The organism is Winogradskyella maritima, from assembly GCF_042650215.1.
Taxonomy (GTDB): domain Bacteria; phylum Bacteroidota; class Bacteroidia; order Flavobacteriales; family Flavobacteriaceae; genus Winogradskyella; species Winogradskyella maritima.
This window is the reverse complement of sequence record NZ_JBHSAT010000004.1, coordinates 102913-128285: the sequence shown is the minus strand read 5'-3', so window position 1 is coordinate 128285 and position 25373 is coordinate 102913. Positions and strand designations below refer to the sequence as shown.

Below are 25373 nucleotides of genomic sequence, written 5' to 3'. Positions count from 1 at the left end.
TGCGTCACTGTAGCATTTGGATGAGTGAATAGCATAAACTATTGAGTAGAGTCGTCAAATACGAGGTATTTCAAGGAGTGTTCAGGTAAGGCACATTTTTACAACTTAGAAATTTGCAGTATGTTTAGTCTTCATTAAAGTGTAATTCATTTGAAAACCTTATTAAAATCTCTTTTTCTATTTAGTATTTTACTGTTTGCTGATTTGGCCCAAGGTCAAACCAAGGATTTGTTTACAGTAAGAGGTTCCGTGCGTGAAAAATTTTCTTATGAACCGATTCCATTTGTTAATATAGAAGTCAATGGTGGCGCTTATGCCGTAACAGGAAAAGATGGTAATTTTAAAATCAAGGTAAAAGTCGGCGATCAGTTGGTCGTTAAGCACAAAGATTTTGAAACCGTTTACTATACCATCGTAGATGATGAGAGGATAAGAATTGAAGTTATTCCAGAACAATCAGAGCCTTCTGCCAAGCAATTGCGCATGCAAAGCATACAGACCTTTAACCAACTCATTGATTCGGCCGATACTTACTTAAAATCTGATGTGGAGCGAAGTGTTAAGTTTATTGCTGACGCCTTGGATAACAGTACCTCACAATTACAAAACGCAGATGCTTATGAAACGTTAGGCGATATTTATTTGTTTTGGAAACAGCACGATCTTGCGGTGAGCAATTACCGTATCAGCCTTCAGAACGTAGACAGAGTTGAGGTTCAATTAAAATTGGCGAAGGCTTATGGCCTTAATAGTAATTACCAAGAAAGTATTCAGATTTACGAAAGTCTAATAGGAGCTTCAATGAGCAACTATCTTAAAACGGAACTGTATCAAGGCTACGGGGACGTACTCCTAAAAACCAAAGCCTATAATAAGGCAATTGTCAATTACCAAAAAGGCCTTCAAATTGCTAAGAACGCTCGGATAAAATCGAAGATTACAGATTTTAATTCAAAGATTGCTCAAGCCTACAGCGCCGATGGTAATCGTTTAAAAGCAAAGGGGTTTTTTGACAATTCTTTGAGTCTTGCTCAAAAAGAAACCAAAGAACGCTCAGTAGAGGAAAAGGTAACTGTTGCGGAATTCAACAATCAGTTCAAAGACTATGATGACGAAATAGCATTAAGAAAAGAGGTAGTTGAAGAGGTTAAGGAAATTGAAAAAGACTCCATCATCACCAACGAAAGTGCATTAACACCACAAAAACAGAACTATAAAATAGGGACAGCGCTATTCCTTCAAAAGAATTATGATGAAGCCATTCCATACTTAGATAAGAGTATTGCGGAAGCTGATTCTCGAGGCGATTTTGTGGTGAAAAAGGACGCCATAAAAAAGAAAATCGATGTTTATGAAAGTGCAGGTGATTTTGAAAAAGCCAAAGCAGAGTTTGATAAATACACAGAAACCGTTGATGCGCTATACCGCCAGAAGGAGCAGGAATTGGCGCAAGTGGCACGCTTTACCAGAAACATTGCCGAAAACCAAAACCGAATTACGAGCCTAGAAAATGAACGTATGCTGTCGCTTCGTAATATTGAATTAACGGAAGCAAAAAACCAGAATCAAGAGATTATCATTTACTCGTTAATTGGCGGTTTAATCCTATTGCTAATTGCAGGCTATCTAACCTATAAATACATTAAGCAACAGCGTTTGGCAAATAACCTGTTGGCTTTAAAGTCACTGAGGAGTCAAATGAATCCACACTTTATATTCAATGCCTTAAACTCTGTAAATAGTTTTATCGCTATAAATGATGAACGCACCGCCAACAAATATTTATCTGATTTTTCATTTCTGATGCGTGCTGTTTTGGAGAATAGTGAAGAAGATTTTATTCCGTTGGAAAAGGAAATCGAATTATTGGAACTCTACACAAAATTAGAGCACTTTAGATTCAAAGATAAGTTTGATTATAGCATCACGATTGATGACACTATCGATGTGCAGGAATTTATGATTCCACCAATGCTCTTGCAACCCTATATTGAAAATGCCGTATGGCATGGGCTTCGGTACAAGACTGAAAAAGGGCTGTTGCATGTTGATATAACCAAGACCTCTAAAGATGAGATAAGCATTAGTATCATGGATGATGGTATCGGTAGAGCTCGAAGCAAAGCCATGAAAACAGACAATCAGAAAAAACACAACTCCAAGGGTCTTACCAATATTAAAAAGCGCGTAGCCATTTTAAATACTATGTATAAAGACAAGGTTGATGTGAGTATTTCAGATTTTCAACATGCAGAAGATACAGGAACCAAAGTTGTCGTAACCCTTAAAAAAGACTAGCCATGAAATTAGATGCCATACTTGTAGAAGATGAAGAAACCAGTAGAGAGATTCTTAGAAATTACTTGGGAAAATATTGTCCCAATATCAATATTGTAGGTGAAGCATCCAATGTTGAAGACGCCTTAGTTTTGATAAGAAATAACGAATTGGATGTCGTGTTTTTAGACGTTGAAATGCCTTATGGAAATGCCTTTGATTTATTAGAAAAAGTCGGCGACATTAATTTTGAAACTATATTTGTTACCGCTTATAACCACTACGCCATTGAGGCATTGAATGCGCACGCTAGTTACTATCTCATGAAACCAATTTCTATTGACGAGTTAATTAAAGCCGTAGATTATGTGACTGAAATCAGAACAAAGGAAAATGCACTACAAGATCAAGTATTAAAGCCAAAAACGACTGCAGTCAACGGTAAAATTACCTTGCCCCAACAAGATGGATTTGAAGTCATTGAAACCTCAGAAATTATGTTTTGCAAGGCAGATGACAACTATACTGAAATTTATTTGAAGAATGGTAAGAAGAAAGTGGTCAGTAAAACCTTAAAACATATCGAAGGCTCCCTTATCGATTATAATTTTGCCCGTGTTCATAAAAGTTATTTGGTTAATGTCAGTGAGATTGTAAAGTATGTGAAAGGGAAAGGCGGTAGCGTTATTTTAAGTAATGGCAAGGAAGTTATGGTCTCTGCATCAAAGAAGGCCGATTTATTATCTTACTTTAAGTAATTGATGATTTTTTAAAAGTTGATATTCATTTCTTTGGGAAAATAAGTTATTTCGTATTTTCCCAATAACCAATAACCAATAACCAATAACCAATAACCAATAACCAATAACCAATAACCAATAACCAATAACCAATAACCAATAACCAATAACCAATAACCAATAACCAATAACCCTATGCCAATCATAAAACCCGTTAATGGAAAACATCCTCAAATCCCCGATGATTGCTTTGTTGCAGAAAACGCCACGATTGTTGGTGAAGTCAGTTTGGGCCATTCATGTAGTATTTGGTTTAATGCGGTAGTGCGAGGCGATGTCCATTATATTAAAATAGGGGACAAGGTGAATATACAAGATGGTGCAGTTATTCATGCAACATATCAAAAATCACCAACGACTATTGGAAACAACGTATCTATAGGCCATAATTCTATTGTGCATGGCTGTACCATAAAAGACAATGTGCTTATTGGTATGGGCAGTATTGTAATGGATGATTGTATCGTAGAGTCCAATTCAATTATTGCTGCCGGAGCTGTGGTGACAAAAAATACCCACGTTGAATCGGGAAGCATTTATGCTGGGGTTCCTGCCAAAAAGGTAAAGGACATCAGTAAAGACTTAATTGATGGTGAAATCGGAAGAATTGCCAATAACTATGTTGAATATTCCAGTTGGTTTAGGGAGTAGTATTTGTAAATCTTTTAAGCTGAGTCATCAGCCCATGTACATTTTCAATTTTGTTTAATTCCTTGGCCGATAGAACAACGTTCAATACGTTTTTTGATTTATTCAGAATGATGGGATATTCATACTTTGCGTTGGGGTAGTGATTTTCAAATTCATCACTGTGATAGAAAACCATAGCAGCCTTATTAGTTGCCCTAAACGTTTTCCAAATATGATTTTCACTGAAGGTGTCAAAGGTTAAGGCACATAAACGACATGGATAGGTTTTAGGACTGAAAAGCTTATGGCCCATATCGAAGAGCGATTGTTTTAATCCGGATTTAGCATTGTAGATAAAAATGAGTTCCATAGAGGCTTAGTTGTCATTGAGGTGCTAACCTTTATTAAAAGTCTGAATAAGAAACTTCGTAATCTTTATTCACAAAAGATTGAAGCACTTCTGGATTTATATTAGTAAAAAATTCAATTTTAGGTGTGGATTTTGAGTTGTTTAGTAGATTATGGGATTCTAAAATAGCTTTGGTTTGCCGTGCCACTGCCAATCCTGAATCAATGATTGTTATATCTTCAGGCAACATTTTTTTGAGCATTGGGACAAGATATGGATAATGCGTACAACCGAGCACCAAATAGTCGATATTGGCTTTAATCATGGGTTGCATATAGGTTTGTAGCAAGGATTGAAGCGTTTCACTTTCCAAATCACCATCTTCAATAAGAGGCACAAGGCCTTCTCCAACACGCTCTACGACAGTGACTCCTTCGTTGTACAAGTTCATGGTTTTGTGGAATAAGGCACTGCTTAAAGTTCCTTTAGTCGCTAAAATCCCAATGGCTTTGGTCTTGGAATTTAAGGAGGCTGGTTTTATGGCAGGCTCTATGCCAATAAAAGGCACATCATAGTTTTCGCGTAAATAATCTATGGCATTAGTCGTTGCCGTATTACAAGCCACAACAATAAGTTTACAACCTTTTTCTAATAGTAATTCCGTGTTTTTAATACTGAGCTTTAGGATGTCTTCCTTGGACTTATTACCATAAGGCGCATATTTACTATCTGCTAAGTAGATAATATCTTCATGAGGTAGCAGTGTGGCAATCTCCTTAAAAATAGAGGTGCCTCCAATACCAGAATCGAATATGCCAATGGGAGAATGACTCATATTACAAATGTAAAAAGCCACTTTAAATAAAGTGGCTTTTTGTAAATTTTTAAGGTGAACCTAATTATTGGATCCCTAATTCTTTTTTAACGTCAGCTAAAAGATCTTTACCTTCTGCTACAACTAAAGTCGATGCATCTAGTACATAGTCAAAGCCTTGAGCTTTGGCAACTTTCATAATCGCTGCTTTAGCTTTATCTGTGATAGGCTTTAATTTATCGAACTCCTTCTTAGATAAATCTTGTTGTGCATTCTGCTGAAACTGAGCAATAGATTGCTTCATACCTTCAACTTCTTGCATACGCTTTGCGTTTTCTTCCTCCGTTTGGTTTGGGCCTTCGGCTTGGTACTGCTTTAATTTTTTGTCTAATTCTTTAATAGAATCAGCAATCTGCGCTTCGTAGGTTTTACCTAACTGTTGCATTTCAGCTTCTGCAGCCTTTGTTTCTGGCATTGCTTTTATTAATTCCTGCGTGTTGATATGCGCTACCTTAGATTGGGCAGTCATAAAACTTGTAGCACCTACAAAAAGTGCTGCAGCGAATAATAGAGTTTTAAATTGTTTCATTTTAATTAAGTGTTACGTGTTATATTATTAATTCAGTTTCCTTCATCTCCAGATCCACCTCCAGCTTTTGCTTTTCGGATGGAATCGTTCTTCTTTATTTGGGCTTCACGCTCCTCGCGTGCTTTTTTACGGTCTTCTAAGATTTTTTTGCGTCGTTCTTCAAGCGCTTTTTGTCTTGCCTCTCTATCTTGCTTTGCTTTTTCTCGTTTTTCTTCTAAAAGTTGAGCTCTTGTTTTTGTCTTAGTACTGTCTGTTTTAACAGCAGTCTTCGCTTTTGTAGAGTCAACTTTTACCTTTGCCTTTGCAACTTCTGAAGTGTCCTTAGCTTTACCGCCAGATCTTGCTTCAGTTGCTTTTTTGCGACGCTCTTCAATCTCTTTTCGTTTAGCTTGTCTTGCATCTTCCTGCGCTTTACGACGTTCTTCTAACTGTGCTTCACGTTGCTTTCTGCGCTCCTCTAATTGGGCTTCACGCTCAGCTTTTTTATCTTCTAGGGCTTGTGCTCGTGCTTCACGTTCCGGACTTACTTCTTCTGGAACCACTTCCTCTTCCTCTAACTCACGTCTTTCCTTTCTTGTTTCTGCTTGCTTTCGGTTAGATGCTCTAGTGATCGTTCTTAAAACTTGCTCACTAATGTCATAACGTTCGGCTGAATATAGCATTACTACATCAGCGGATTTATCAAAAACAAAGTCGTACTTACGGTTTGTTGCTATCTCTTGTACAGCAGAAAAAATTTGATCCTGCACAGGCTGAATCAACTGATTGCGTTGAATAATCATGTCGCCGTTTGGACCAAAACGTTTTTGCTGATAGTCTAGAATTTCGGCTTCTTCATAAGTGATATCTTCAAAACGCTCCTCGTAGAGTTCTTTGGTTAACAATACCTTTTCATTTTCTAGCGCCTGCTTCTTTTGTTCAACTTCTTTTAAGCGTTGATCAATTTCTGCTTTCCACTTTTCGATTTTCTGATCGAGCTGTGAGGAAGCTTCTTGATATTCAGGAACATTCTGAAGAATAAATTCAGTGTCTATATAGCCAATTCTAACGCCACGTTGCGCATTGCTCGTGTAACTCATTAGACCAATAATTGCCAATATGTAAAGAACTTTGAATTTCATGGGTGTTTTATTTTTAGCTAGCATGTTTTGAAAGTATTGTGATACTTCAAATTAACGAAATAAATTATTAAAAATTTTAACACCTATTGTAATTCGTTGTTATGCTATTAGAAAATATCGTGCCAAAGTTAAAATTGCTGCCCGATTATAAAGTGTGTTTCCCAATTCCCTCTAGAACCGGCTTGTCCTGGAATGTCATCAAATCGTCTACCGAAGTCAATACCCAATAATCCGAAGGCTGGCATAAAGATTCTAAGACCTGCACCTGCAGAACGTTTTAAATCAAATGGATTGAAGTCCTTAAAGTTATTTACGGAGTTACCACCTTCTAAGAAAGTTAGTGCATAAATCTTAGCACCTTGTCCCAAAGTAATAGGGTAACGTAATTCTAAAGAAAATTTGTTATAAACAGAGGCGCCGTCACCAGAAGATAGAGACTGATTAGGATAACCCCTCAATTGAATAACCTCACGACCATCCAATGCAAAATTTCCGAGACCGTCACCACCTAAGAAGAAACGCTCAAAGGGAATAATACCTCTATCGTTGTTATACGCGCCTAAGAAACCAAACTCAACACTTGGTCTGAGGACTAATTTTTTGGCAACTTGTGTATACCAATCCCCTTTAAATTTTACTTTATAGAATTCTAACCATCTAAAACGTTCTTGATCTGCAGCAGCCAAAGCGTCCGTTTGTGCTTGGGTTCGTTGTGCAGGAGGAATGGCGTTAATGGCATCACTTGTTTCTCTGAGTGCCTCGTAGTCTACATTATTGAACAATGAGTATGGTAATGAGAACTTTGCCGATACACTAAAGTTAGAACCGCCTGTAGGATATATAGGGTCTACGTTGGTGTTATTTCTTGTTAAACCAATAGTGTAAGACAAGTTGTTTGATGTACCATTGCCAAAGTTGAATAACCCTGTAAAATAATTCTTAAGGTCATAATTCTGATAACTTATTGCTTGTGATAATAAGAACCAGTTATCTGGCTTCGACAAACGTGTTGAAAGACCTAACGTAATACCAGCAATATTAAAGCTTTGGTCTTTGTTTGCACGTCTAGATAAGGGATCGAACCTAAACTGTCTTGAGTAGGACAATGACGTTGATAATTGATAAGGTTTCTCGCCCCCAAACCAAGGCTCACTAAACGAAAAACTAAAAGTTTGAAAGAACTGACTTGCCTGTAAACGTAAGGCTAAACTTTGTCCATCACCACGTGGTACCGGTTTGTAGGCGTCTTTATTAAAAATGTTTCTCAGTGAGAAATTGTTAAAAGATAATCCTAAAGTACCGATAAAGCCACCACCGCCATAACCACCTTGTAGTTCTATTTGGCTAGAGCCTTGCTCTTCAACTTTATATTCAATATCTAATGTGCCTTCCACCGGATTAGGGTTTTTAATCTCTGGTGCAATGGCCTGTGCATTAAAGTAGCCTAATTGCCCTAGCTCTCTTATTGATCGAATAATATCAGCTCTACTGTATAGCATGCCTGGACGTGTTCTAATTTCGCGATAGATAACGTGATCATTGGTCACATCGTTTCCAGACACTGTTACAGAATTGAAGTAAGCTGGTTTACCTTCGGAAATACGAATTTCTAAATCAATAACATTACCATCTGCGCTTACTTCCACCGGATTGATGGTAGAGAACATATAACCATTATTCTGATAGAGATTGGTTAAATCTAATCCATCTGGCTTTTCTTCGTCCGCAATTCGTTTTCTCAACTCTACACCATTATAGGTGTCGCCTTCTTCAATTCTAAGAACCGCCATTAATTGCTGGTCTGAATAAACGGTATTACCTACGAAATCAATTTTCCCGAAGGTATATTTTTCACCTTCTTCAACAGCTATTTGAAGACTTATGGTTTCATCATCATTATAGATAATGGAATCTGAAAGTACACGTGCATCTCTATAACCATTTTCTTTATAGGCATCTACAACGCTAACCAAATCGTCTTTAAAATCTTCCTCAACATATTTTGAGCGCTTCAAAACACGAAACAGAAATTTCTGTTTCGTGTTTTTCATAGCTTTTCTCAGTTTTTTATCGCTGAGTTTTTCGTTATTCACGAAGTCAATAGACTTGATTTTTACTTTTTCACCCTTGTTGATATTCACCAACATATCAACACGTTCCTTTTCAATACTGTCATTATCCACTTTACGGGTAATAACGTTCACTTTTGTATTTAGGAAACCATTCTTCTTGTACTTATTCGTTAAGTAGTTACGGGTTGTCGTAATAAGGTTTTCTGTAACCTTTTTTCCTTTTTTAAGATCGTTCTCGTTTAGTATTTCTTCCTTCTTTCCTTTTTTAACGCCTTCAATCCTTACCTCATTAAGTTCAGGTAAGTCATTTAAGTTGATTTCAAGGTCTGTGGAATCGTTTTCAATGTTCACGAAGTAGAAATCAATAGAACTAAAAAGATTTGATTTCCAAAGTTTTTTAACGGCATCTCCAATCTTTTCTCCACCAACAACCACTTTTTCTCCTTTACGAAGACCAGAATAGGTAATTACGGTTTGTGGGCTATAGGCAGTATTACCAGTCACGGTAATATCTCTAACAATATAGGTAGCACCTTTAGTTAGGCCATTTTGTGCAAATAGAGCTACCGTAAACGTAGCGCAAAAAAGCAGTAGAAATGTAAATACGGTTTTAATGTAGCTTAGTTTAGGTAAGTTGTTCGCTTGTTTTTCCAAATCGTCGTTCTCTGTTTTGATAATTTAAAATGGCCTCATACAAATTTTCTTTTTTGAAATCGGGCCACAAAACATCGGTAAAATATAATTCAGCGTATGCTATTTGCCATAATAAAAAATTGCTGATTCGCTGTTCTCCACTAGTGCGAATGAGCAAGTCTACGTCTGGTAAATTTTGCGTGTAAAGATGCTTATTAATAATCGATTCATCAATAGAATCGGGCGAAATTATATTATTTTTAACTTTAAGTGATAATTCTTTTATAACATTAACAATTTCTTCACGAGAACCATAACTCAAGGCTAAAGTTAATGTCATATGTGAATTGTTTTTTGTCTTTTCTATAACATCTTGCAATTCTGCTTGGGCGGAATTAGGTAGGTCTTTTAATGCGCCAATGGCGGACAATTTAATGTTGTTGTCCTGAAGGGTTTTAATCTCCTTTTTCAAGGATTTAACCAAAAGTTTCATCAAGGTTTGGACTTCTAGTTTCGGGCGATTCCAGTTCTCTGTTGAAAACGCATACAATGTTAAATGATTAATACCCAATTCTGCGCAAGCTTCTACAGTTTCCCGTACCGATTTTGTGCCGTTTTCATGACCAAAAACACGTAGCATACCCTTCTGCTTGGCCCAGCGTCCGTTGCCATCCATAATTATAGCAATATGGCTCGGCAGTTTTTCCGTATTTATTTGGTCTTTTAAACTCATCGGGGAATATAGCAATAACAGGGTTTTTGTCCGAACGTATAGGTCAGCGTAAGGCCCGAAAATACATACCAGTCATCACTGTTGGTATTCCCAAAAGCTAAATCAGTGCGCTCTGGATTGCTCGGTACGCTTCCGTCAATCTCATCGGTAAAGGTATAACGTACCCCAACTTCTGCCGATAATACTAGGCTTGGAGAAACAAGGTATTTGTAACCTAAAGCGAATGGGATAGCTGGTGTCCAGCTAGATTCATTATCAAATGACTGTACACCTCCTGGCGTAAAATAGTAATGGTCGTATTTGGTATAGCTAAAACCACCATATAAGTATGGAGTACCTCCTACGGCCAAATCGTGTTGGTTAAAATCGAAAAAGGTGAATTCAAGTCCGACAGAAAGTTCCAAAATATCATTATTAAAAGCCCAGTTACGTTGTTGACGTCTTGGGTCGTTCGATTTACTGTCTAGACCTTCCAATTCAGAATAAATGACTGAAAATCTGTAGGCGTGTCTTGGGCTTCTATTCCATTTAAAAACACCGCCAATGGCCAGCTGATTTGGATTTATATAATTGGTAGCGCCAATATCGCCCACAAAATTACTGCCACCGACAAAGATGCCTGCTTCGTAAATCTGTGAATGACTAGTGTTTATGGTAAATACCGTGACCAATAAAAGGACTAAATATCTCATAAAAATTTAAGAGTTTGCAAATATAACAATTAAGATAACTTGGGGGCAATTTGCACCAACAAGTTCCTAGAGATAAACAGTTTTAAGCCCGAATTATTGCCTAATTACGTCGGTCTTCGCCCCAAAGTAGTTTTTTGCGAAGTGTGTCGATAAAGCTTTCGTCCAAAAGTTCTACCAATTTCACTGAAAACGAGGCTTTTTTAACGGTAACTACTGTAGTGTTTTGAAGCGTTACAATCCTGGAGTCCAATGACATTAAAAATTGGTCTTCGCGACCACTGACTTTTAATGTGATTTTGGTGTCATCTGGAATCACCAAAGGACGCGCACTCAAATTATGAGGCGCAATCGGCGTTACCACAAAGCTATTGGTTTTTGGCGTAATTACTGGCCCTCCACAACTTAACGAATATCCCGTAGACCCCGTTGGTGTTGAGATAATCAGTCCATCGGCCCAGTAAGAGGTAAGATATTCATCATTGAGATGGGTTTCTACGGTAATCATGGACGTGGTGTTCTTCCGGCTCAAGGCAATTTCATTCAATGCAAAATTTGTGGCCTCAATGTCTTCATGTTTTGGGTCTGAAGACACTTCGAGAAGAGAGCGTTCCGTGATTTTATAATTGCCTTCAAGGATGTGACGCATGGCTTCGGAAATACCTTCGGTTCTAATCGTTGCGAGGAATCCGAGGCGTCCGGTGTTAATTCCAACGATAGGAATATTCAAATCGCGGACATAGGTAATTGCTCTTAGAATGGTACCGTCCCCACCAATGCTTACCATTAAATCGAAGGAGTTATCTAAACTTGAAAAGGCTTCAAGATTATGCTTCGGTGCATGAAGGTCTTTGAAGTTTTCTTCAATATATATATCTATAGATTCCTTCCGAAGTGCTTCCAACAAAATGTTGAGCGCCTTAAAGTTGTTTTCGTTGTAGTAACTCTGTCCGTAAATGGCGATTTTCATACTACATGTTTAAATATTTATCGAGGTATTGCGAACGGTCTTTCAAACTTTCAATATAACCGTCGTCATCACTTCCAGATACAATATTGTAGCTGTAGCGTCTAAAGGTCTGAATGACTTCATTTAAACTCGCATTCCCAATTTTTAGGGTAATACGAACTAAATCACCTGTCATATTCGAAATAAACGCCCCTAAAATCTTAGCGTTATTGGATTCTGCAATCTGGCTAATTTCACTAAATGAATAATCCTTAATACCTTTTTCAACAATCAAAGTCCCACCAGGTTCAGAAAAGAAAGGGGTTTCATTGAAGAGCCCTATGATATCGTTCAGTTCGTAATAACCCAAATAATTGTTGTTCTTATCCAAAATGGGCATCACGTTGCAACTGTTTTGAGCGAAAGCTTCAAGCACATCGAGCCAATTGGTATAATCACGAACAAAAAAGCCTTCAATCGCATAATTACATTCCTTAATGGATTTTTTGGCGTCGAAGCAATGGGCATCGGTCTCAGAAATACAACCCAAGTAAACACCGTTGTCTTCAACCGGAATATGGGAATAGGTCAACTGGTTAAAAACCATCTGTACATCACTGATTTTTTCATTAATGTTTAAAGGCTTAATATCGTTGATAACGTAGTTCTGAAGTTGCATAAATCTGCGATTTTGAAACTGCAAATTAATCAATTTTAGGCAGTAATTGCGTGTGCTAGTTCGTATTTTTGTGTTTCAAAATTTGAAGTATGACGAAGTTAAGTGTCAATATAAATAAGATTGCAACCCTTAGAAACAGTAGAGGAGGCGACCAGCCCAACGTGGTGCAATTTGCCAAAGACATACAGCGTTTTGGGGCTGAAGGCGTTACCATTCATCCACGGCCAGACGAGCGCCATATCCGCTACCAAGATGCTTATGATTTAAAGCCTGAAGTCTATACCGAATACAACATTGAAGGCAACCCCATTGAAAAGTTCGTCAATATGGTTTTAGAGATTAAACCCACTCAGGTCACTTTAGTACCAGATGCGGTGGATGCCATAACATCGAATGCTGGTTGGGATACGATTACGCATAAATCGTTTTTGCAGGAAGTGATTTCTGAATTCAAAAAAAATGGCATTAGAACGTCGATTTTTGTCGACCCAAATTTAAAGCATATTGAAGGCGCTAAAGCTACAGGCACAGACCGAATAGAATTGTATACCGAAGCCTTCGCCGAAGAATACGCCAAAGGAAATTCTAAAGCTATTGAACCGTATACCAAATGTGCTGAGCTTGCTAATGAATTAGGTTTAGGGGTTAACGCAGGACACGATTTATCTTTGGATAACATTCAATTTTTTAAACAAAATATTCCAGGTTTATTAGAAGTATCGATTGGTCACGCTTTAATATCGGAAAGTCTATATCTCGGAATTGAAAACGTGGTGCAGATGTATTTGCATAGATTAAAATGATATTACATTCCAACATCATAGGCGACACCGGAAAACCCTTCGTCATCCTCCACGGCTTTTTAGGTATGGGCGACAATTGGAAAACCTTAGCCAGACAATTTTCATCTGAAGGCTTTCAAGTGCATTTGGTCGACCAGCGCAATCACGGGCGTAGTTTTCATTCTGAAGATTTTGATTACGAGTTGATGGCTGAGGATTTAAAAGTTTATCTCGACCATCATCAGCTTCAAAATATCATACTATTAGGACATTCAATGGGTGGTAAAACAGCGATGCGCTTTGCTAGTCTGTATCCAGAGTTAATCGATAAGCTTATCGTTGCCGATATTGCGCCACGCTATTATCCCATTCATCATGATGCGATTTTAGAAGGCCTTTCCCTACTCGATTTTACGGTTCTAAAATCCCGAGGCGAAGCTGATGAAGCACTATCGCAATATGTTCCTGACATGGGAACGCGGATGTTTTTGTTAAAAAATCTCTATTGGGTAGAAAAGGGACAGCTCGGTCTACGCATCAATCTCGATGCTTTAAAAATCGCCGTTTCCGAAGTTGGCGAAGCTTTGCCAACGCACGCTTCAGTTTTAAATCCGACCTTATTTTTAAGAGGCGATAAATCCGAATATATTTCCGAAACAGATGCACCATTAATTAAGCGTCATTTCCCGAATTCAGAAATTAAAACAATTGCTGATTCTGGTCATTGGTTGCATGCGGAGAACCCGAAGGATTTTTATGAAGCGGTGATGTTTTTTTTACAGAATTAAATTCCCATCTGTCCGACTTAGGTGGATATTTTCCCAAATGGAGGAGCAACTTAGCTTACGATGTTGCAACTGTTAATAGTTGTTGTAACGTTCTGCTTTGCAACCCCTGCCTGCCGGCAGGCAGGTTTGCGACTTAACGAGAAAATATATAATCTCTTTTCTTAACTTTATCACCACAAACCACAGAACATGAAACTCATCATCCGATTGCTCCTCAACGCCCTAGCCGTATTTATTCTTGCTCATGTTTTAGACGGTGTCGCCGTCGATGGCTACGTGGGCGCAATTATCGTCGCGGTAGTATTAGCTATTCTCAATTTGTTAGTCAAGCCTATTTTAGTGATACTGACACTTCCCGTAACCATTGTGACTTTAGGATTATTTCTTTTGGTTATTAATGCCCTTATTATTCTGTTGGCAGATAAACTTATTGATGGATTTGCCGTCAGTGGCTTTTGGACGGCCATATTATTCAGTGTTTTGTTATCTATTTTACAATGGTTTTTACAGTCTGTATTTAATGAGAAGAAGTAGCTCAAAATCAATACAAAGAAACTATTGTTGGGGTGCAAAAAAATATGTATTTTTGCACCCCAATTTTCATATTAGAAAACAATGAATATTACAAGAGAAAACATTGATGCGTTGAACGCCGTCGTAAAGGTTGATATCGCTAAAGAAGATTACAGTGATAAAGTGGAAAAAATCTTAACCGATTACCGCAAATCGGCTAACATTCCTGGTTTTAGAAAAGGCCACGTGCCAATGGGAATGGTTAAGAAACAGTACGGAAAAGCCGTGTTGGTAGATGAGGTCAACAAATTATTGCAAGATGCGTTAAGTAAGTATTTGGTAGAGGAAAAGTTAGATGTTTTGGGTAATCCGTTACCAAAAGCACAGGACGACCTTAACTGGGATGCCGATGCGTTTTCTTTTGAGTTTGAATTGGGTCTTGCACCAGAATTCGATGTTAAGGTAAAAGGCAAAAAAGCCATTACACACTACAACATCGTTGCGGATGATAAGATGATTGACAACCAAGTGAAGCATTTACAGAAGCAATATGGAAAGATTGTCTCTCAGGCCGAAGTGACCAAAGACTCTGAAATCACGGGGACTTTTGTCAATGAAGATGAAGGCATTAATAATAGTACAACTATCACTTTAGACCTTTTAAAAGGAAAGACAAATCCTAAGAAATTCATTGGCGCTAAGGTTGGCGATACCATTGAATTAAAAACTAAAGGCTTATTCAACGACGACCATGCTTTGATGACATATTTAAAGGTGGCTCACGATGATGCTCATGGTTTAAATATTCCTGTAAATTTCACTATTTCTGAAATCAACGAACGCGAATTGGCAGAATTAGACCAAGACTTGTTCGATAAGCTATTCGGGGAGGGGAACGTAAAGACCGTTACTGAATTGAAAGACAAAATCAAGGAAGACTCTGAAAAGCAATTCAAACAACAAGGCGACCAAAAGCTATTGAATGACGTTACAGAATATTTAATAGAAAGTACAAAGTTTGATTTACCTGCAGAATTCCTTCAAAAGTGGATGCAAACGGCGGGTGAAGAGCCAATGACTGAAGAGCAGGCTAGAGAGGAATACGAAAAGTCTGAAAAAAGCATGCGGTACCAGTTAATTGAGGGTAAAATCATCAACGAGCATGACCTTCAGGTAAAGTTTGAAGAATTAAAAGACTATGCCAAGGAGATGATTAAAGGTCAGATGGCACAGTTTGGTCAGTTGAATCCTTCAGATAAAGAATTAGAGGATATTGCGGCACGTATATTGGGCAATCAAGAAGAAGTGAAGCGTATGTCTGAGCAGTTGATGAGCCAAAAATTATTGGCCTTCTACAAGGAAAACGCAAACTTAAAGACCAAGGAAATCACTTATGATGATTTCGTTAAAGAGTTTTACAGTTAAGACCCTATAGATACGAGTTAATACTCTTGCAAAAAATCAGTACCTTTAAGGCGTGGAATCAGGAGATTCTGCGCCTTTATAATTTATCAATATTAACAGAACTATTTACATGGACTACGGAAAAGAATTCGAAAAGTTTGCTATAAAAGACCAAGGTATTAACTCCAATTATTACGGTAAGATTATTACCAGTATGTACCCAACCAATTTAACACCGAATATCATTGAGGAGCGTCAGATGAACGCTGTGGCAATGGACGTATTTTCGCGTTTAATGATGGACCGCATCATATTTTTGGGCACTGGCGTAAATGACCAAGTGGCGAATATCATCCAAGCACAGCTATTGTTTTTACAGAGTGCGGATGCTTCTAAGGATATTCAAATTTATATCAATTCGCCAGGTGGTTCGGTATATGCCGGATTGGGGATTTATGATACCATGCAGTTTGTGAAGCCACACGTAGCAACTATTTGTACAGGAATTGCAGCCTCAATGGCAGCCGTTTTATTGTGTGCGGGTGAACCAGGAAAGCGTTCGGCCTTAAAACACTCTCGTGTTATGATTCACCAACCGATGAGTGGCACGCAGGGTCAGGTAAAAGATATGGAAATTGCTGTACGTGAAACCTTGAGAGTAAAGGAGGAATTGTACAATATTATTGCAAAGCACTCCGGAAAGAAATACGACCAAGTTGAAAAAGATTCCGACAGAGATTATTGGATGAAGTCCGAAGAAGCATTGAAATACGGAATGATTGACGAAGTCTTAGAACGAAAGTAATACAATATAGTTTCGACTCTTATTTTGAATATATAGTGGATGTCAGACTGAGCGTAGTCGAAGTCTAATCATAAGTCGAAACCCATCATATGAAAACATCCGTTTTTACGGATACTAAAGATTAAAATAGGTTCAATGTCTTTAACTTGAAACATTGAACTCGAAACTAATATCATGGCAAAGGAAGAATTAGAATGTTCATTTTGTGGTAGGAAAAAGCCAGAAACCAATTTATTAATTGCAGGATTAGACGCACATATCTGCGACCGCTGTATTGAGCAGGCGCACGGTATTGTAGTAGAAGAATCTAAACAAAGCAACAATTCCGAATTAAGCGCGGAGTTGATGTTGAGAAAGCCCATTGAGATTAAAAACTTTTTGGACGAATACATCATAGGGCAGGAATATACGAAGCGTGTGATGTCCGTTGCTGTATATAACCACTACAAGCGTTTGTTGCAACCACCGTCAGATGACGATATCGAAATCCAGAAGTCTAACATTATAATGGTGGGACAGACAGGAACCGGTAAGACCCTTATGGCTAAAACCATCGCCCGAATGCTTAATGTACCTTTGGCCATAGTTGATGCAACGGTATTAACAGAAGCTGGTTACGTTGGAGAAGATGTAGAAAGTATCTTAACCCGATTATTACAAGCGGCCGATTATAATCTAGAAAAAGCTGAGCGGGGCATTGTTTTTATTGACGAAATTGACAAGATTGCACGTAAAAGTGATAATCCGTCTATTACTAGGGATGTCTCTGGTGAAGGTGTCCAGCAAGCTTTACTAAAATTATTGGAAGGAACTACGGTAAACGTTCCACCAAAAGGAGGGCGTAAGCATCCAGACCAAAAATTTATTGAGGTCAATACGGAGCATATCCTATTTATTGCTGGTGGTGCTTTTGATGGTATAGAACGTGTCATCACCAAACGTTTAAACATGCAGGCGATTGGGTATAGCTCAATCAGTACCGATAATGTAGATAGTGACAATATTTTACAATATATCATTCCTAAAGATTTAAAAGATTTTGGATTGATTCCTGAAATCATTGGTCGTTTGCCTGTTTTGACTCACATGGATCCATTAGATGCCAACACCTTGAGAGCCATTTTAACGGAACCGAAAAACGCCATTGTGAAGCAGTATAAAAAACTCTTTAAAATGGATGAGGTAGATTTAGCCTTTACAGACGAAGCCTTAGAATTCATTGTCTCAAAAGCCATAGAGTATAAACTTGGTGCTCGTGGGTTACGCTCACTTTGTGAGGAAATCTTAACCGACGCCATGTTCCATTTACCAGGATCTGATGAAAAGACCTTAGAAATTGATAAGGAATATGCCGAAGATAAATTGAGTAAATCGACCTTAAAGAAGTTGAAGGCGGTGTCGTAGATTGAGAAACTAAAAACTTTTATTGATATATAGAAAAACCACAACGTTTGTTGTGGTTTTTCTTTGGTTATGTTGGATTAATAACAATTAACACTGCCATATATAGTGGTCCATTATAGGATATATATCGTAGGATATCGCTAATATAAAACCTCTTGTAGGGAAATAGACGTTTGTAGTCTCACTTTTGGATTAAGCCACGGATATATCCGTTATAATAAATTTATTTGATAATTATTCCGATGAATGACTTAGCACATTCGGTTTAAATCTAACAACTCATCGATATAATCTCGGCTATTGGATAGACGAGGTACTTTATGTTGTCCACCTAATTTATCATGTTCCTTTAACCAGTCGTAAAAGAGGTTTTCCCGCGCGGCATGTATGGTCGGTTTGTTCAGCGTCATATTGTTATAACGCTTGGCTTCATAATCGGAATTGAGCGATTTTAGAGCATTGTCAAATAACTCATTAAAATAGCCCATGTCCTTTGGAGGGGTTTTAAATTCTATAATCCATTCATGAGCGCCCTTTTCCTTGCCTTGCATAAAGATAGGCGCGGCGGTATAGTCCTTGATTTCAGCAGCCGTTTTTTTACAGACTTTCTTTAAAGCGTCCTCGGCATTTTCAATAATCAATTCCTCGCCAAAAGCGTTAATATGATGTTTTGTCCGTCCAGAAACTTTGATACGATAGGGATTCAAACTTACAAAGCGCACCGTGTCTCCAATTTTATAACGCCACAAACCAGCATTGGTGGTAATAATGACTGCGTAGTTTTTATTGAGTTCTACATCCTGCAATCGGATGGCTTTTTCCTGCGGTGTGTTGTAGATGTCCATCGGAATGAATTCGTAGAAAATCCCATAATCGAGCATCAACAATAAATCACCGGAATAGTTCTGGTCTTGTATGGCGAAGAAGCCTTCAGACGCATTGTAAATTTCGTAATATTTAAAGGATTTCTTCGGAAGTATACTTCTGTACTGTTCTATATATGGATTGAAGCTCACACCGCCATGAAAATAGACTTCAAGATTCGGCCAAATATCAAAGAGGCTATCCTTTTCCGTTCTATCTAAAATGTTATTCAGAAGGACCAGCATCCAAGACGGCACACCAGCCAAACTTGTCACATTTTCATTTATAGTTTCATTGACAATGGCCACCATTTTGGTTTCCCACTCGCTCATCAAGGAGACTCTACTACTCGGTGTACTACTAAATTCCGCCCAAAACGGCATATTATCTATTAAAATGGCTGATAAATCTCCAAAGGCCGTTCCGTTTTCTTTATACAATTCTTTACTGCCACCAAGGCGCAAACTCTTGCCTGTGAATAATTGAGATCCTTCGTTATTGTTGAGGTACATACAGAGTAAATCCTTACTGGCCGCATAATGGCAATCTTCTAGAGATTCGGTACTAACAGGAATAAACTTACTTTTCGCATTGGTCGTTCCGCTAGATTTTGCAAACCATTTAATCGGTGTGGGCCAGAAGATATTGGCTTCGCCCAAGCGCGAACGCTCAATCTGATCTTGCACACCTTCATAATTTCTTATGGGAATGCGTTCTGCAAAGGTTTCGTAGGAATTGATAGAGCCAAAATCATACTGCTTCCCAATTTCGGTGTCTTTAGCGAATTTCAAAAGACTGAAAAGCAATTCGTTCTGCACATCGTGTGGGTATTTTAAAAACAATTCAATCTGGTGGAATCGCTTTTTTAAAAACCACGAAGCAATGGAATTTACTATCGGAATTGGCATGGATTGGCTATCTTTAGCCGTTAAACGGCATTAAGTTATTAAATGAATCGGTCAATTTAATAAAGCCTAAAATTAATAAAATTATAGAATGATTTACACTGGTGTCCTCACTAAAATGCAAACCGAATTTTTAGACCCCATTCAGTATTATTTGGTCTTTAAAACGGATTTTGTCCACATGAATCAACTGTTGGATAAAACCATGCATTTAAAACATTTGGGTTATGAATGCTTGAGTTGCGGATTAAACAAAGAAATTTATCGCCAAGGCTTTTGTAAAGACTGCTTTTTTGATAAACCTGTTGCTGGCGATTGGATTATGCGTCCCGAATTAAGCACCGCACATTTAGACCAAGAAGACCGTGATTTAGCGTATGAAAAAAAGGTACAGCTACAACCCCACATTGTTTATTTGGCCAATAGCAGTAACGTTAAAGTTGGCGTTACGCGTAAATCTCAGGTGCCTACGCGTTGGATAGACCAAGGCGCGCACGAAGCTGTGGAAATTGTAGAAGTGCCAAACCGGTATTTAGCAGGAATCGCCGAAGTTGCTCTAAAAGACCATGTCGCCGATAAAACCAATTGGCGAAAAATGCTAAAAAATGATATCAAGGATTTGGATTTAACCGAATGGCGTGACAAATTGAAACCCTTTTTGCCTGAAGAAACACAAGCGTATTTTATTCAGAATAACAAAGAAACCGAATTACACTTTCCCGTTAACCAATATCCTGAAAAACCCAAAAGTCTTAATCTTAAAAAGGATATAGAATTCTCTGGAAAGCTGGTCGGGATTAAAGGACAATACCTCATTTTTGAAGATGACACTGTATTCAATGTACGTGCTAATGAAGGTTTGGTGGTGGATCTGAGTATTTAAAGGAGGTACAACTTCACTACTTGAACGATTCCCACAAAGAAAAGTAAGCTTCCGGTAAACCTATTAATTACCGAATTGACATTTGAGAACTTTCGTTTTACAACCAAACTGAATGTGCTGAAAAGGTATAGCGTCAAAAATTTTCCAAAGTAAACACCTATAAAAAATAAAACGACTTCTAGCCAAGGCGATTTTAAACTTAGCATAAGTTCATTGGTGTTCAATATTCCAAAAACAATGAGCCAATATACCAAAACAGGCGGGTTCAACAACCCCAGGAAGAATCCTTTGATATAGTTAGATTTAGCAGAAGGCTGTGTCTTATGCTTAGCTTTTGATGTCTTAGTCTTTTTAAAAAAAAGCATTCCTCCAATTAATAATAGAGTAAGGGCAACTAAAACTTGAATCCATTGGTTGGATTCAAAAAAATCCATCACCGTCATATTATAGCTTAAAGCATAGTAGGAGAGAATGACTTCGGCAACACCCGCTGTGATTATAATTTTAAGAGCATTTGATTTTCCATGCTTAATGGTGGTGTTAATTACTGCAATATTTGAGGCGCCCAAAGGCAAAGCTCCAATTATTGAAGCTAAAAATCCGGCTATTAAAAATAAAACAATCATAATCCCTTTGTAGTTGAGTTTTATGATTGCTTACAGAAAAATATGGTTTTAACGGAATGTGAACTTTTTTAGAGCGCCTGTCTACTGAGCAGGCTGGTAAGCGAAGTTCCTAAAATAAAAAAGCGACCTATTGGTCGCTCTTCAATTTATATATCTTCTTGGTCTCTTAAACCTTGAATGTATGCGGCTTTCTGAATTTCACGTCTTCGTTTTACCGAAGGCTTGGTGAAATATCGAGATTCTCTAAGGTTCTGCATAATCTGTACATTTCTATGCTTACGCTTGTAACGTTTTAATGCACGTTCTATGTTTTCACCTTCTTTAATTTCAATTTTAATCATGTCTAAATGTCTTGTTTATCCTAAATAAGTTCGCAATATCTTACTTTTACTTGTTTGTCGCAACCTTCTGATGCCTTTTTCTCTAATTTGTCTTACACGCTCACGTGTTAAATCGTACATACCACCGATTTCTTGTAGGCTCATCGGGGGTTGGTCGCCAATTCCGAAATTTAAACGAATCACATCACTTTCTTTCTCGCTTAACGTTTCCAACGCACGTTCTACTTCCACATTAAGGGATTCGCGCATTAAACTTTTATCTGGACGAGGTGAATTATCCGCAGAAACCACATCGTATAAACTAAAATCTTCACCTTGCTTTAACGGCGCATCCATTGAAAGATGGCGTCCGGCGTTTTTCATGGATTGTTTTACTTCGCGTACACTTAAATCTAATTCAGTTGCAATTTCTTCAGCATTTGGTGGGCGCTGACTTACTTGCTCTAAATAGGCGTAAGCTTTATTGATTTTGTTAATCGTTCCGATTTTATTCAATGGTAAACGTACAATACGAGATTGCTCTGCCAATGCCTGAAGAATCGCCTGGCGAATCCACCAAACGGCATAAGAGATAAATTTAAAACCTCTGGTCTCATCAAAACGCTTAGCGGCCTTGACCAAACCAGCGTTACCTTCATTAATTAAATCAGGCAGTTTTAAACCTTGGTTTTGGTATTGCTTCGCAACAGACACCACAAAACGTAAGTTAGCTGTGGTTAATTTATCTAGGGCAATTTGGTCACCTTGCTTTATACGTCTAGCCAACTCTACTTCTTCATCCGCAGTAATCAATGGTATTTTACTTATGTCATTTAAGTATTTGTCCAGTGACTTGTCTTCTCTGTTTGTGACTTGCTTGGTAATCTTTAATTGCCTCATATATCTGCTCTGTTTAAATTGTTACAACCTATAGTATAATGGAATAATCGGGAATTCCAAAGAAAACGCCCATTATTAACGTTTTTTGGCTAAAATCAATGTGATTTAAATTAATTTCCGCCGTTTTTGGTAGAATCCGTTTGTTTTTTGGTCTTCTTTAAAAGGTCTTTCAAGGTTTCCCTAACGCCTTTTGGTTGGGTGGTTTGCGCCGGAATGGAATCAGTCCCCGGAGTAATAGGCGTCGTATTTGGAACCACTACCGTAGAATCATTCGTCTGGTTAGGCTTCGTTCCCGTCATTCCCAAAAGGTCTTTGATTTTATCTTTTCCTTTTCCGACTAATTTTTGTTTCTGAATTTCAATCAACTGTGCCGTTAAGTTTTTCACACCACTTGGTAAATCTGTGCTTACTTTAGGGCTTCCAAAGCTACCGCTTAAAGATGCTGTCACAGGAATTGAAATTTGGTTTACCTCATTGTCATTTATTTTTCCAATTAGACGGTTGACCTCACTTCCTAAATATTTTGCAGGGACATCCAATACCAATTGGTAATTCATGCTATTATCAAAGCCGTGTGTTCCTGAAACATTAATAGGAATGTCTCTATAACTAAACGAAAACGGTTTTACACTGACTTGACCTTTTTCAAAGCTGAGGTTGGTTTTGAGCTGTTCCAAATCAAACTTATCCCAATCGATAAAATCGAGTTTACTACTTATGCCCTTTAAGACTTCACTTTGGCTTGCTGTTAATTTTGTGGTTAAGATTTCGGCCAAGGCATCCCCCGTGATTGAAGATAAATCTGGCGAAAAACTGCCGTCTAAAGCACCATTTAATTTTATTGCGGAATTCAGCTTACCTTCTAAAATATCGGCAATGGGGGCCAATTTTGTCAACAAATCGAAGCCTTTAAACGATTCTGAAATATCCAAACCGTTCATACCCAATTCCATGTTGAAGGTAGGTACATTATTTTTTGTAGACACCAATCCAGATAGCGCCAAGTTACCATTGAAAATGTCCGTGGTGACATTGGTTAAGCGTGCGGTTTCATCTTTTAGGGACAATTTGCCATTCACGTTTTTAAGCGTGAGATTGTCATATATAACGGTATTTGCTTTAACTTTAACGTTGGCATCCAAAAATGCAGGAAGCTTCAATTCTTTGCCTGTGGCGGTGCTTGCTGACCCTTCTTCGCCCGTTGTTTTATTGACTATAAAGTCTGAAACTTCAAAGCGTTGACTTGTGACATTAAAATTACCACGAAGTGGCTGGTCACTACTAACCAAAAATCCAATAAAGTTTTCAAGCGTACCACTAGCGACTAAATCTGTGTTTCCTGTTTTTGCCGTGAATTCATTTAAAGTAACGGTGCTTGGTGTGAAGTTGATGTTTGCGGAATTGATTTGTAATGGGTTTGCCATTTCTTCCGAAGAAAATACAAAATCAGTAATGCTGGCTTTACCTGTAGTTTTAATGCGTTGATAGGCATTGGTCTCTACGGCATTCATATCAAAATTTGTGGCAATATCGGCACGCAAAATACCGCTCAGGTTCTGCTCCATATCAATAGGATAGGCCTTGGCCAGATTGGCTAAATTTAATACACCATTCACTTTAGCATTAACTTTTATATTCTCCATCAAATCCTTGAGGTGTGCTTCAGCACGAAATACGTCTTGGTCAATTCTAAAATTAAGCGTGTTGATGTCCAAATAGGTGTCTTCGGTTTTTCCGGTGTTGTTTTTTACGGATGCATCAATAACAATGTCTTGCATCGACTTCTGAAGGTTAGGATATTGAAATGAGGCGTTGTTGGAACTCATGTTTATATCCAAATTTGGGATGGTCTCATCAGACACCAAACCTTTAATTATACCGTTGACCTTAAAATCGCCGGTCGTTTTGACGTTTTCTAGATTTTTACGATACACTTCAGGAATGATAGCTAAGAAATTCTTGAAGTCCGATTCAGGATTCTTAAATGTAATGTCAATTAACTGCCCATCATCAACATTCTGAACAAAACCTTCAAAAATTAAAGGCAAGTCATTCACAAAGCCCTGATTCTCCTTAAAGGTGTATTTATCATTGTCTAGGTCTAAATCAATCAGCGCATCTAATTTAATGTCGTGATTTTTCAGGTATTCAACACTATCAATCGCCAAGCTCATTTTGGCTGTGGTTTCGGTGTCTAATTCTGAAATAGATTCGGTAAAGCGTCCATTACCTTCATGATTAATATTTGTTATATAAATGACCGTTTCAGAACTTTCGTCCAAATAGGTAAAGGCACTGTTCTTAATTTTATAATCCTCCACATCAAAACTGAAACTGCCCGAAGCGGTGCTGTCTGTGGATTTTAAAATATCGTAATTAACCTCGTTATTCGTTTTGGTTTGAAGGGTCAACAATACCTCATCAGCTATGATTTCGGTCACTTTCATTGGGTCATCGCTCGCACTTTTAAACACTTCCTTAATCGGCATTTTCAGCGTAATCTGCTTGGCGTTGGCTAGCGTTTCGTCTTCAAACGGCGCGTAAGTCGTGATTTTCAAGTTCTCGATATTCACATTTGCATTCGGAAAACTGCTCAACAAACTCAAACTAATATCATCAAATTCAACCTTTGCGTTGACATTTTTGTCGACATAATTCTGAACGATGGTATCGATTTTAGATTCGAGAATAAATGGAATGCTTGCTAAGACTATGATGCCTAGCAAGAGAATGATTCCTATAATTTTGAATAATTTTTTCATAAGATTTTCGCTTCAAAGATTGATATAAGCGGATACACAAGATACGGCACTAATGGGGTTTTGGTTGACCCAATCCCAAACA

General features: G+C 38.0%; 25 protein-coding genes. 10 read left to right on the top strand and 15 right to left on the bottom strand.

Going from position 1 to position 25373, the window contains the following annotated elements:
* Positions 1–150: 150 nt before the first annotated feature.
* Both ACFOSX_RS01635 and ACFOSX_RS01630 read left to right on the top strand, forming a co-directional pair.
* Positions 151–2298, top strand: coding sequence for a histidine kinase (locus ACFOSX_RS01635; RefSeq protein WP_386096363.1), 2148 nt, complete (start codon positions 151–153; stop codon positions 2296–2298).
* Between the two features lie 2 nt (positions 2299–2300).
* Positions 2301–3035: a LytR/AlgR family response regulator transcription factor gene (locus ACFOSX_RS01630; protein WP_386096361.1), complete on the top strand. Its 735-nt coding sequence runs from the start codon at positions 2301–2303 to the stop codon at positions 3033–3035.
* Between the two features lie 11 nt (positions 3036–3046).
* Here the strand turns inward: ACFOSX_RS01630 and ACFOSX_RS01625 are convergent, their stop codons facing one another.
* Entirely contained in the window at positions 3047–3223 is a 177-nt protein-coding gene (locus tag ACFOSX_RS01625) for a hypothetical protein (protein ID WP_386096359.1), read from the bottom strand.
* Here ACFOSX_RS01625 and ACFOSX_RS01620 point away from each other — a divergent pair.
* The gene (locus tag ACFOSX_RS01620) at positions 3213–3728 is read left to right on the top strand and encodes a gamma carbonic anhydrase family protein (protein ID WP_386096357.1); all 516 of its coding nucleotides are present in this window, start codon (positions 3213–3215) and stop codon (positions 3726–3728) included. The two genes, ACFOSX_RS01625 and ACFOSX_RS01620, sit on opposite strands and share 11 nt — an antisense overlap.
* On the opposite strand, the gene ACFOSX_RS01615 is transcribed toward ACFOSX_RS01620, so the two are convergent.
* The 9 genes from ACFOSX_RS01615 to ACFOSX_RS01575 form a co-directional block, all read right to left on the bottom strand.
* A complete protein-coding gene (locus ACFOSX_RS01615; RefSeq protein ID WP_386096355.1) occupies positions 3718–4077 on the bottom strand; it encodes a GTPase in 360 nt (119 codons plus the stop codon). The two genes, ACFOSX_RS01620 and ACFOSX_RS01615, sit on opposite strands and share 11 nt — an antisense overlap.
* Before the next feature lie 34 nt (positions 4078–4111).
* Complete coding sequence (murI, locus tag ACFOSX_RS01610) at positions 4112–4891, bottom strand: glutamate racemase (protein ID WP_386096353.1); 780 nt, start codon at positions 4889–4891, stop codon at positions 4112–4114.
* 64 nt (positions 4892–4955) lie between these two features.
* Positions 4956–5459, bottom strand: a complete 504-nt coding sequence (locus ACFOSX_RS01605) for an OmpH family outer membrane protein (protein ID WP_386096351.1) — start codon at positions 5457–5459, stop codon at positions 4956–4958.
* A 32-nt stretch (positions 5460–5491) separates the two neighbouring features.
* The gene (locus tag ACFOSX_RS01600) at positions 5492–6580 is read right to left on the bottom strand and encodes an OmpH family outer membrane protein (RefSeq protein WP_386096349.1); all 1089 of its coding nucleotides are present in this window, start codon (positions 6578–6580) and stop codon (positions 5492–5494) included.
* Between the two features lie 128 nt (positions 6581–6708).
* Positions 6709–9306: an outer membrane protein assembly factor BamA gene (gene bamA, locus ACFOSX_RS01595; RefSeq protein WP_386096347.1), complete on the bottom strand. Its 2598-nt coding sequence runs from the start codon at positions 9304–9306 to the stop codon at positions 6709–6711.
* Positions 9278–10018, bottom strand: coding sequence for an isoprenyl transferase (locus tag ACFOSX_RS01590; RefSeq protein ID WP_386096345.1), 741 nt, complete (start codon positions 10016–10018; stop codon positions 9278–9280). The genes bamA and ACFOSX_RS01590 overlap by 29 nt, the downstream gene beginning before the upstream one ends.
* Positions 10015–10710, bottom strand: a complete 696-nt coding sequence (gene porG, locus ACFOSX_RS01585; RefSeq protein WP_386096343.1) for a type IX secretion system protein PorG — start codon at positions 10708–10710, stop codon at positions 10015–10017. The genes ACFOSX_RS01590 and porG overlap by 4 nt, the downstream gene beginning before the upstream one ends.
* Before the next feature lie 100 nt (positions 10711–10810).
* Positions 10811–11677 carry an NAD kinase gene (locus tag ACFOSX_RS01580; protein WP_386096341.1) on the bottom strand — a complete coding sequence of 289 codons (867 nt, stop codon included), beginning with the start codon at positions 11675–11677 and terminating at the stop codon, positions 10811–10813.
* Position 11678: 1 nt separating this feature from the next.
* Positions 11679–12335, bottom strand: coding sequence for an acetoin utilization protein acuB (locus tag ACFOSX_RS01575; RefSeq protein WP_386096339.1), 657 nt, complete (start codon positions 12333–12335; stop codon positions 11679–11681).
* Positions 12336–12424: 89 nt separating this feature from the next.
* On the opposite strand from ACFOSX_RS01575, the gene ACFOSX_RS01570 reads away from it, so the two are divergent.
* The 6 genes from ACFOSX_RS01570 (at position 12425) to clpX (ending at position 18031) form a co-directional block, all read left to right on the top strand.
* On the top strand, positions 12425–13138 hold the full coding sequence (locus tag ACFOSX_RS01570; RefSeq protein ID WP_386096337.1) for a pyridoxine 5'-phosphate synthase: 714 nt from the start codon (positions 12425–12427) through the stop codon (positions 13136–13138).
* Positions 13135–13905: an alpha/beta fold hydrolase gene (locus tag ACFOSX_RS01565; protein WP_386096335.1), complete on the top strand. Its 771-nt coding sequence runs from the start codon at positions 13135–13137 to the stop codon at positions 13903–13905. The genes ACFOSX_RS01570 and ACFOSX_RS01565 overlap by 4 nt, the downstream gene beginning before the upstream one ends.
* Positions 13906–14094: 189 nt before the next feature.
* The gene (locus ACFOSX_RS01560) at positions 14095–14439 is read left to right on the top strand and encodes a phage holin family protein (protein WP_386096333.1); all 345 of its coding nucleotides are present in this window, start codon (positions 14095–14097) and stop codon (positions 14437–14439) included.
* Between the two features lie 81 nt (positions 14440–14520).
* Positions 14521–15843, top strand: a complete 1323-nt coding sequence (gene tig, locus ACFOSX_RS01555) for a trigger factor (RefSeq protein ID WP_386096331.1) — start codon at positions 14521–14523, stop codon at positions 15841–15843.
* 109 nt (positions 15844–15952) lie between these two features.
* Positions 15953–16627 (top strand): ATP-dependent Clp protease proteolytic subunit, encoded by a 675-nt coding sequence (locus tag ACFOSX_RS01550; protein ID WP_386096329.1) that lies wholly within the window; start codon positions 15953–15955, stop codon positions 16625–16627.
* Positions 16628–16801: 174 nt separating this feature from the next.
* Positions 16802–18031, top strand: coding sequence for an ATP-dependent Clp protease ATP-binding subunit ClpX (gene clpX, locus ACFOSX_RS01545; RefSeq protein ID WP_386096327.1), 1230 nt, complete (start codon positions 16802–16804; stop codon positions 18029–18031).
* A 251-nt stretch (positions 18032–18282) separates the two neighbouring features.
* On the opposite strand, the gene ACFOSX_RS01540 is transcribed toward clpX, so the two are convergent.
* Positions 18283–19803: a GH3 auxin-responsive promoter family protein gene (locus ACFOSX_RS01540; protein WP_386096325.1), complete on the bottom strand. Its 1521-nt coding sequence runs from the start codon at positions 19801–19803 to the stop codon at positions 18283–18285.
* A gap of 88 nt (positions 19804–19891) precedes the next feature.
* Between ACFOSX_RS01540 and ACFOSX_RS01535 the strand changes: the two genes are divergently transcribed.
* Positions 19892–20683, top strand: coding sequence for a DUF2797 domain-containing protein (locus ACFOSX_RS01535; protein ID WP_386096323.1), 792 nt, complete (start codon positions 19892–19894; stop codon positions 20681–20683).
* Here ACFOSX_RS01535 and ACFOSX_RS01530 read toward each other — a convergent pair.
* From ACFOSX_RS01530 to ACFOSX_RS01515, 4 genes are all read right to left on the bottom strand, one after another.
* Positions 20680–21309, bottom strand: coding sequence for a LysE family translocator (locus tag ACFOSX_RS01530; RefSeq protein WP_386096321.1), 630 nt, complete (start codon positions 21307–21309; stop codon positions 20680–20682). The genes ACFOSX_RS01535 and ACFOSX_RS01530 overlap by 4 nt on opposite strands.
* 146 nt (positions 21310–21455) lie before the next feature.
* Complete coding sequence (rpsU, locus tag ACFOSX_RS01525; RefSeq protein WP_386096319.1) at positions 21456–21650, bottom strand: 30S ribosomal protein S21; 195 nt, start codon at positions 21648–21650, stop codon at positions 21456–21458.
* Positions 21651–21665: 15 nt separating this feature from the next.
* On the bottom strand, positions 21666–22529 hold the full coding sequence (locus tag ACFOSX_RS01520; protein ID WP_386096317.1) for a sigma-70 family RNA polymerase sigma factor: 864 nt from the start codon (positions 22527–22529) through the stop codon (positions 21666–21668).
* Positions 22530–22639: 110 nt separating this feature from the next.
* Entirely contained in the window at positions 22640–25291 is a 2652-nt protein-coding gene (locus ACFOSX_RS01515; RefSeq protein ID WP_386096315.1) for an AsmA-like C-terminal region-containing protein, read from the bottom strand.
* Positions 25292–25373 lie beyond the last annotated feature (82 nt).